Source organism: Intestinibacter sp., assembly GCF_034113885.1.
Taxonomy (GTDB): Bacteria; Bacillota; Clostridia; order Peptostreptococcales; family Peptostreptococcaceae; genus Intestinibacter.
The window spans coordinates 19,610-28,323 of sequence record NZ_JAXEWM010000202.1; the positions used below are offsets into that span (position 1 = coordinate 19,610).

The 8,714-nt window shown below is 30.7% G+C and carries 8 protein-coding genes, 1 pseudogene and 1 riboswitch; of the genes and pseudogenes, 6 read left to right on the forward strand and 3 right to left on the reverse strand.

Annotation, left to right across the window (positions count from 1 at the left end; all coding sequences use genetic code 11):
- The first annotated feature begins 57 nt into the window (after positions 1 to 57).
- Positions 58 to 235, forward strand: a riboswitch (cobalamin riboswitch).
- A 122-nt stretch (positions 236 to 357) separates the two neighbouring features.
- Genes SPD90_RS12555 through SPD90_RS12580 form a run of 6 tightly spaced genes read left to right on the forward strand, consistent with a single transcriptional unit; the run spans position 358 to position 6,518 of the window.
- Entirely contained in the window at positions 358 to 1,275 is a 918-nt protein-coding gene (locus tag SPD90_RS12555; protein WP_320925452.1) for a LysR family transcriptional regulator, read from the forward strand.
- Positions 1,276 to 1,328: 53 nt separating this feature from the next.
- Complete coding sequence (gene nikB, locus SPD90_RS12560) at positions 1,329 to 2,267, forward strand: nickel ABC transporter permease (RefSeq protein ID WP_320925453.1); 939 nt, start codon at positions 1,329 to 1,331, stop codon at positions 2,265 to 2,267.
- Positions 2,268 to 2,270: 3 nt separating this feature from the next.
- Entirely contained in the window at positions 2,271 to 3,119 is an 849-nt protein-coding gene (gene nikC / locus SPD90_RS12565; protein WP_320925454.1) for a nickel transporter permease, read from the forward strand.
- A gap of 43 nt (positions 3,120 to 3,162) precedes the next feature.
- Positions 3,163 to 4,746 (forward strand): ABC transporter substrate-binding protein, encoded by a 1,584-nt coding sequence (locus SPD90_RS12570; RefSeq protein WP_320925455.1) that lies wholly within the window; start codon positions 3,163 to 3,165, stop codon positions 4,744 to 4,746.
- 28 nt (positions 4,747 to 4,774) lie between these two features.
- A complete protein-coding gene (locus tag SPD90_RS12575) occupies positions 4,775 to 5,560 on the forward strand; it encodes an ABC transporter ATP-binding protein (RefSeq protein ID WP_320624675.1) in 786 nt (261 codons plus the stop codon).
- Positions 5,553 to 6,518 carry an ABC transporter ATP-binding protein gene (locus tag SPD90_RS12580; RefSeq protein ID WP_320624676.1) on the forward strand — a complete coding sequence of 322 codons (966 nt, stop codon included), beginning with the start codon at positions 5,553 to 5,555 and terminating at the stop codon, positions 6,516 to 6,518. The genes SPD90_RS12575 and SPD90_RS12580 overlap by 8 nt, the downstream gene beginning before the upstream one ends.
- A 57-nt stretch (positions 6,519 to 6,575) precedes the next feature.
- On the opposite strand, the gene trhA is transcribed toward SPD90_RS12580, so the two are convergent.
- From trhA to SPD90_RS15320, 3 genes and pseudogenes are all read right to left on the reverse strand, one after another.
- On the reverse strand, positions 6,576 to 7,223 hold the full coding sequence (trhA, locus tag SPD90_RS12585) for a PAQR family membrane homeostasis protein TrhA (RefSeq protein WP_320925456.1): 648 nt from the start codon (positions 7,221 to 7,223) through the stop codon (positions 6,576 to 6,578).
- 188 nt (positions 7,224 to 7,411) lie between these two features.
- On the reverse strand, positions 7,412 to 8,578 hold the full coding sequence (locus SPD90_RS12590; RefSeq protein ID WP_320925457.1) for an RNA-guided endonuclease InsQ/TnpB family protein: 1,167 nt from the start codon (positions 8,576 to 8,578) through the stop codon (positions 7,412 to 7,414).
- Positions 8,538 to 8,714 (reverse strand): annotated as a pseudogene (locus SPD90_RS15320) (IS607 family transposase); the annotation flags it as partial. The gene SPD90_RS12590 and the pseudogene SPD90_RS15320, both read right to left, overlap by 41 nt.

The window sequence follows — 8,714 nt, forward strand, 5'->3', positions numbered from 1 at the left end:
ATAGAATAAAAAAATTGTCACTTTTTGAGAAATTGTATGCTATATTATTCATATAGTAAAAAATGTAGTTATAAAAGTTCTATTTATATAGATTAATAGGGAAATTGGTGAAAATCCAATGCGATCCCGTCACTGTGATAAAGGGTCGATTTTTATACCACTGGATATTTTATCTGGGAAGGAAAAATCGACAATGCTTTTTAGCCAGGATACCTGCTTTTATAATATTGAGAACTATTCTACGGTGCATAGGTGTGTTCTAAAAATGTCTTTTTATAGAGTAGTTATGCACACTTTTATAAGGTGTGTTTTTTAATTTTAGTAAATAGTAAATAAAATAATAATGGGGATAGTTTTATGGATGTTAAACAATTACAATATTTCGTAGTTAGTGTTGATATGGGAAGCTTTCACGCAGCGGCAGAGGCTTTAATTACAACGCAACCAAATGTGAGCAAGATAGTCAAATCTTTAGAAGAAGAGTTAAATATGGTTTTATTAAATCGTAATAGAAATGGTGTTACTATTACTCCTCAAGGGGAGAGTATTTACATGTACGCTATAGAAGTATTAAAAAATATAAATATTATAAATGAATTTAAAAAAGGTCAAGGTCTTGAAATGTTGTCTATATCTAGTGTCCCTAGTGACACCTTGTCTTTTCATTTATCTAAATTTTATAATGATGAGTCAAAGAAGAATATTCAAATAGATTTTTTTGAAACTAATGTAGAGGAGATTCTCAAGAGAGTACATTCAAGAAAGTCAGAGTTAGGCTTTGTATATATATCAAAAAGAAGTATGTCTGCTTTTAAACAAACTATTAAATCAAAGGGGTTAGAATATCACGAATTAGCAAAGACGCCGTTGTATTTATTTGTGGGTCAAAATAGTCCATTATACACGAGAGAGTCAGTAGATAAAGCTACTATAAAGGATATTAAATTAGTTCAATATCAGGAAAAACAGTATTCTCTATACAGTCAATTAGGTCATATAAAGGAAGATTTTCTTTATAATAGAGATAATATTTCTGTATCTTATACAAATAGCGACTGTTTTCTAATTCAATTATTGAAAAATACAAGCTGTGGATTTATAGGAAGTAGCTTTGTAAATAATCAATATCAGGAATATGGAATAAAAGCAATTCCTATTTTATCATATGAAAAAAGTATTTCCTTTGGATATATACATAGAAGAAGAGATAGTTTATCAAATCTAGCTAAATCACTTATTTTATATTTTGATAATTTAGATATGGATGCTAAGTAGTAAAAACTATAAATATAAAGCATATTCAAGTAAAATTTTAAGGAGGAGGTATTTTGAATAAAAAACAAATATTAAATAGAATAGCTCAAATGGCAGTTGTATTGGTTGGAATAAGCTTTATAACTTTTGCATTAATATATATGGCACCAGGGGATCCTGTTAGAGTGATGTACTCTTCTGGTGGTGTAATGCCGAGTGAAGAAGTAATCAACCAAACTAGAGAAGCCATGGGGTTAAACAAACCATTTTTGGTGCAGTATTTTAACTGGTTGACTTCATGTCTTCATGGTGATTTTGGAACATCGTATTCATCAGGAAAGCCTGTTATAGGAATCTTGTTGGAAAGATTAGTTCCAACGTTGAAATTAGCATTTTTATCTTTGATTATAATGTTAATAATTTCAATTCCGAGTGGAATAATTGCAGCTGTTAAACAAAATAAAATAGCCGACTATGCTATAAGAGGTATAACTTTTTTAGGAGTTTCTATACCAAACTTTTGGGTTGGGTTGATACTTTTATATGTTGTAGCGTTAAAGCTGAAGCTTTTACCTGTAGTAGCTGTAGGTGGAGGATTCAAAGCAATGATTTTACCAGCTTTAACATTGGCATTTGCAATGGCGGCTAAATATACAAGACAAGTCCGTACAGCAGTTTTAGAAGAATTAAGTAAAGATTATGTAATTGGAGCTAAGGCAAGAGGATTAAGTAATGGAAAAATACTTTTAAGACATGTATTTCCAAATTCTCTATTACCTTTAATAACATTATTGGGATTATCATTAGGTTCATTGTTAGGTGGTACAGCAGTTGTAGAGGTTATATTTTCATATCCAGGACTTGGAAATTTAGCGGTTTCAGCGATTACAGCGTATGATTATCCAGTGATTCAAGCTTATGTACTTTGGATAGCGCTTATTTATATGGTTATAAATTTAATAGTGGATATTTCATATAGCTTAGTAGATCCAAAGGTTAGAGAGAGGGGGTAAGTGATGAAAAATATTACAGCATTTATAAAGAAACATAGATTGTTTTCAGCACTTATCATACTAGCAATAATTATTGTCCTTGTGGCAATATTTGCTCCATATATAGTGCCATATAACCCATATAAGGGAGATTTAAAAAATGCATTTCAACCACCAAATGGAGAGCATTTATTTGGAACAGATAAATTGGGAAGAGATGTTTTATCTCGTGTAATTTATGGTACAAGAGTATCTTTAAGTGCATCTTTGATATTAGTATCATTGATATTCTTAATCGGTACAGTTGCAGGTATTTTAGCTGGATATTTTGGAGGAATTGTAAATACTGTCATAATGAGAATTTCTGATATGATGATTTCATTTCCAGGTATGGTTTTAGCTATTGCGATGGCAGGTATTATGGGTGCTAGTATTAAAAATGCAGTTATTGCTATTATGATTGTGAGTTGGACAAAATATGCTAGACTTGCTCGTAGTTTAGTTTTGAAAATATGTGAAGAGGATTATATTCATGCAGCTAGAGTTACTGGTTGTAAAACTATACATATTATAACTAGATATCTTTTACCAAATATATTGCCGACATTAGTAATTACAGCGACAACTGATATTGGGACAATGATACTAGAGCTTGCGGGGCTTTCATTCTTGGGATTTGGAGCACAAGCACCTGCTGCAGAATGGGGGCTTATGCTAAATGAAGGACGTGCGTATTTATTAAATTGTCCTTGGTTGATGGTATTCCCTGGTCTAGCGATTTGTATAGTAGTTATAATATTTAACCTTATAGGAGACAATTTAAGAGATATTTTAGATGTTAGACAGGAAACTAGCGAAAGTAAGGCTAGTTAAAAATTAAAATAATAGATAAAAAATAAGACAGGGGGAAATTTTAATGAAGATTTTTAAAAAAATAAAAAAAGCAGCAGTTGCAACATTGATTGCAGCTATGACATTAGGAGCAGTTACAGGATGTTCAAGTGGAGGCTCTTCTGGAGGTGATTCCAAAACGTTGAATTTTGGATGTACAAATTTCTCTGATTCACTAGATCCATCGTCAATGGTAAATGCAGCTTGGTGTGTAAGTAGATATGGAATAGGTGAAGGTTTATACAGATTCAATGAACAAATGGAAGCAGAACCATATTTATCTGATAAATATGAAGTAAATGATGATCATACTGAATGGAAATTCCATATAAAAGATGGAATAAAATTCTCAAACGGAAAGGATTTAACAGCATCAGCAGTAGTTAAATCTCTAGAATACACATATAAACAAGAAAAAGATGGTAAAGGTAGTGCTCAACCTTCTCAATATATGAAGTATGATTCTATAAAAGCTGATGATAAGACAGGCACTGTTACAATAGTTACTAGTCAACCTTATGCTGATTTAAGTGCTGTTTTAGCAAGTCCATTATATGTAATAATAGATGTTGATGCAGATACAGATATAGCTGACCAACCAATAGGTACTGGACCATATGCAGTAGTTAAGAAAAATGAAGGGACTTCATTAGAGATGGAAGCAAACAAAGAATACTGGAATGGTGAAGTTCCTTATGAAAAATTAAATATAATATTCATAGGAGATAATACTACTAAATACATGGCTCTTGAAAATGGAGATGTTGATGTTGTTGAAAATGCAACTAATGCAGCTGATCTAAAAAATATTAAAGAATCAGATAAATACAATGTATCAGAAACAGTTGGTGGTAGATGTGGTTTTGCATATGTAAATCAAAAGGGTGTTCTTGGTAATGAAGATTTAAGAAAAGCAGTTCTTATGTCAATTGATGATGACACTTTATGTAATACTACAATAGGTGGAGTATATACTCCAGGATATTCTGTTTTACCATCAAGCTTAGATTATGGATATGATAAATTAAAAGATGCAACTCCATATGACCTAGATCAAGCTAAGAAGATATTAGATGAAGCAGGCATAAAAGATACAGATGGTGATGGATATAGAGAATTAGACGGCAAAAATGTTGAATTATCATTCCTTACATATGATAGTAGAAGCTTAAAAGAATTTACAGAAGCAACTGCGGCTAATATAGAAGAAATAGGAATAAAGGTTAATATACAAGAAACTGATGCAGATACTGAATGGAATAAGCTTGTAAATGGAGAATACGACTTATTATCTAATAACTGGCTAACAGTTCCAGTTGGAGATCCAATTGGTTATTTAGAAAACTGGTACAGTAAATCAAAGGCTAACTACTGTGGATACGAAAACAAAGAATACGATAAATTATATGAAGAGTTATTAAACGAAATGGATAACGATAAACGTAAAGATATAATAGAAAAAATGCAACAAATATTAATAGATGATGCAGCTGTTTTAATTCACGGATATTTCAATAGTAATATGTGTAGTACAAAGGATGTTCAAGGTGCAGATGTTTACACAGCAGACTATTATTGGATAACTACTAAAATAAAACCAGCTGAATAATTGAGAACTGGAGGAGATGATAGATCTTATGTTAAAAATCAATGATATAACAGTTCAATATGAAAATAACAATCCCACAATAGAAGGCTTTAATTTAGAAGTTGGACAAGGTGAAATAGTAGCTATAGTAGGAGAAAGTGGAAGTGGGAAAACTACAGTCATAAGATCAGTATTAGGTTTACTTCCAGGAAAAGGTAAGGTTACAAAGGGAGATATCATCTTTGAAGATGATTCTCTCTTGAATTATACTGAAAAACAATGGAATGAAATTAGAGGAACTAAGATGTCTATGATATTCCAAGATTGTGGTTCGATGATAAATCCCAATAGAAGAATAGGGAGTCAATTTATAGAATATATTTTAGTACATAAAAAAATGCCTAAGGATGAAGCTAAGAAAAAAGCTATAGAAATGTTGGACAAGATGAGATTGCCACAAGCTGAACAGATAATGAAAAAATACCCATTTCAACTAAGTGGTGGTCAACGTCAAAGAGTTGGGATAGCTATAGCTATGACTTTTCAACCGAAGCTTTTAATAGCTGATGAACCTACAAGTGCACTTGATGTAACAACTCAATCACAAATTGTAAGAGAAATGATAGACCTTAGAGACAAATATAATACATCTATTATGATAGTCACACATAATCTTGCTGTAGCAGCATATATGGCAGATAAAATAATTGTAATGAAGGACGGAGTGGTTGTCGATAGAGGAACGAGAGAAGATATTCTTAAAAATCCAAATAGCGATTATACTAAGAGATTATTAGCATCTGTCCCAACATGGAGGGAGGAACAGTATGCGTAAGACAGAAAATACTATATTAGAAGTTAAAGATGTAGTTAAAAAGTTTCCAATTGGAAAAAATGGAGAGATGACAGCCTGCAACCATGTATCACTTTGTCTTGAAAAAGGTAAGACACTTGGTATCATAGGAGAAAGTGGATGTGGAAAAAGTACACTTATGAAGGTTATAATGCAGCTTGAACAGCCTACATCTGGGGAGGTTATATATAAAGGTAAGGATATTACAAAATTAAAGGGAGAAGAATTAAGACAACATAGAAGAAATATTCAAATGGTTTTTCAAGATCCTACAACAGCCTTTAATCCGAAAATGAAGGTAAAGGATATTATATGTGAGCCACTTTTAAATTTTGGATTAATCAAAAAGAGCCAAAAAGAAGAAGTAGCTAAGAAATACCTTGAAATGGTTGAGCTTCCAGCAGAATTTATGGATAGATACCAACATAATATGAGTGGTGGACAACGTCAACGTATAGGAATTGCGAGGGCATTGGTACTAGATCCAGAAATTATGATATTAGATGAATCTACTTCTGCACTAGATGTTTCTATACAAAAAAATATTATAGAATTGATTAAAAAAATACAACAGGACAGAAATCTTACTATAGGATTTGTATGTCATGATATAGTCCTAGTTAGCGAGATGAGCCATACAGTTGCTGTTATGTATTTAGGAAATATAGTAGAAGTTATACCTAGTCATAAATTAAGTAGCTTGGCTATGCATCCATATACAAAGACTTTGATGAGTGCTGTATTTAGTTTAAATATGGATTTTTCTAAAAAAATAGATGTGGCTGATAATGATATTTCTAATAAAATCGATAATGTAAATGCATGTCCATTTAGAGATAGATGTGAGCATGCAATGGAGATTTGTAGCAAAGAAAACCCTAAGCTAAAGGAAGTATCTAAGGATCATTATGTAGCTTGCCATTTAAAGCTTAATGTTTAAATAAATAGGAGGTCGTAATAGACCTCCATTATTTATATTTACAATGCAGTTTTATATTTAAATTACATATAGAAGAACACATAGATATTGACATAGGCTTCCTAATAATATAAATATGTGGAATATTTCGTGGAATTCTAATTTTTTTAATTTAAGAAATTTAGGTTTAGCTCCGTATATAACAGCACCTATTGTGTAAAATACACCGCCTCCAACTAATAATCCAAGTCCTATGCTAGATAGAGATTTATACAATGGAACAATTAAAAATATTGCACACCATCCCATAATTACATATATAATGGTAGAAATCCATCTAGGACTTTTAAACCAAATTAGCTTAAATGAAATTCCTAGAATAGCTATAAGCACTTCGATTCCAAATAAAACCCATCCTTTTACTCCATTTAATGATATTAAGCAAAATGGTGCATATGAACCTGCTATTAAGATAAAAATCATAGAATGATCTAATCTTCTTAAAAATTTAATAGTTTCTTCCTTTGCGATAACCAAGTGATATGTAGCTGATGCGGAATACAATAGTATTAACGATATTCCAAATATAATCACAGCAGTTAGCGCAAGAGGAGATGGATTTTCTAATGTGGTTTTTATTACTAATATTAATAAACCTGCAAATGATAAAATTGCTCCGAATAAATGGGTAAACCCATTTATCGGTTCTCTGATATATCTACCCATATTCATAACCGTTACTGAAAACTTATAAAAATCTATAAAAAATTATAAAATTTTATGTTCCATTCCTTTTTCAACGTATCTGCTTTTACTATAAATAAATTTACAGCTACTTACATTTGATATAATACTCCAAAGGCTTAAATTCCCGACTAACGCATCGGTACATATCAATAGTGTTGTTTAGTTAACTAAGCTATTGATTTTCCATAATTCATAAGATTTATACTTGCATTCTTGTCTCTATCAATTAGATTGTTACATTTTTCGCATTTATAAATCCTATCACTAAGCTTCAAATCACTTTTTATTGCTCCACAGCAAGAACATATTTTACTGCTTGGATAAAATCTATCTGCAACTATAAATTTAATATTATTCCATGATGATTTATACTCTATTTGTATATAAAATTCATAAAAGCATTGTTCTGCTATAGCCTCTGATAAATGCTTATTTTTCATCATACCTCTTACATTTAAGTCTTCTAAAACGATAAATTTTGGTTTTCGATTTATTATTTCAGTAGTTACTTGATGTAAATAATTATGACGAATATTTGTTAATCGGTGATTAAGTTTTAATAATTTCTTTTCAGCTTTTATAATGTTACTTGTTTTACAGTAACTATCTCCTTTCTTATTTATTAGATATTTTTTAGATATCTGACGTTGTAACCTACGTTTTTTCTTTTTTAATTTTCTTATCTTTTGAGTTTTATTTATATTTTTGTAAGGCTTATCAATATTGCTACATATTGCTAAATCATGGATACCCAAATCAATCCCTATTCCTTCATTTATTGGAATTTCAATACTATCATTATATTCAATACCTACACTAATCCACCAGTTAATACCATCAAATGTTACTCTTGGGTTGAGATATTTACTATTTGTTGGTACTCTGTTTTTTTCAGCAAGCTTTATCCAGTTAAACTTTTGTTTATTTTTCTTTCTACTTAATGTTAATTTTTCGAGTTTAACATGCGTGCCTGTAAATAGGATTTTATCAGTATCTACATAAAAGCTAGGCTTAGACTTTCTTTTACTTTTAAATTTAGGAAAAGACGATTGCCCATTAAAAAATCTTTTGTAAGCCAAGCAAGCATCTTTAATTGATTGTTTAGCTATATTATTAGAATAATCATTAAGCCATTTATATTCTTCTTCTATTTTTAATTTCGTAAATTGTTTTCTTAAATCGTTATCTGATAAAAAGCTACCACCATTTTTGTAGTTTTCTTGTTCAGTATTCAATGCCCAATTATAAGCAAAACGGGCTACGCCTGCCGATTGAAATAATTTAGACTTTTGTTTATTGTTTGGAATTAGCATTATCTTTAATGTCTTTATCATCCTCAATTAACTCCTTAATCATCTTTTTAGCTTTATTGGCTCTTTTACCTTGAAATCTGCAACTAAAAACAGTTACTATCTGAACTAAATCTTCAACTAATTCCTGCTCATCCGTTTTTTCAGTATTATCTATTAT

Excerpts from the sequence above, each read along its gene's own strand:
- SPD90_RS12590 (WP_320925457.1), bottom strand. The coding sequence starts at position 8,578 with ATGATAAAGACATTAAAGATAATGCTAATTCCAAACAATAAACAAAAG.
- SPD90_RS12570 (WP_320925455.1), top strand. The coding sequence starts at position 3,163 with ATGAAGATTTTTAAAAAAATAAAAAAAGCAGCAGTTGCAACATTGATT.
- nikC (WP_320925454.1), top strand. The coding sequence starts at position 2,271 with ATGAAAAATATTACAGCATTTATAAAGAAACATAGATTGTTTTCAGCA.
- SPD90_RS12555 (WP_320925452.1), top strand. The coding sequence starts at position 358 with ATGGATGTTAAACAATTACAATATTTCGTAGTTAGTGTTGATATGGGA.
- SPD90_RS12575 (WP_320624675.1), top strand. The coding sequence starts at position 4,775 with ATGTTAAAAATCAATGATATAACAGTTCAATATGAAAATAACAATCCC.
- trhA (WP_320925456.1), bottom strand. The coding sequence starts at position 7,223 with ATGGGTAGATATATCAGAGAACCGATAAATGGGTTTACCCATTTATTC.
- SPD90_RS12580 (WP_320624676.1), top strand. The coding sequence starts at position 5,553 with ATGCGTAAGACAGAAAATACTATATTAGAAGTTAAAGATGTAGTTAAA.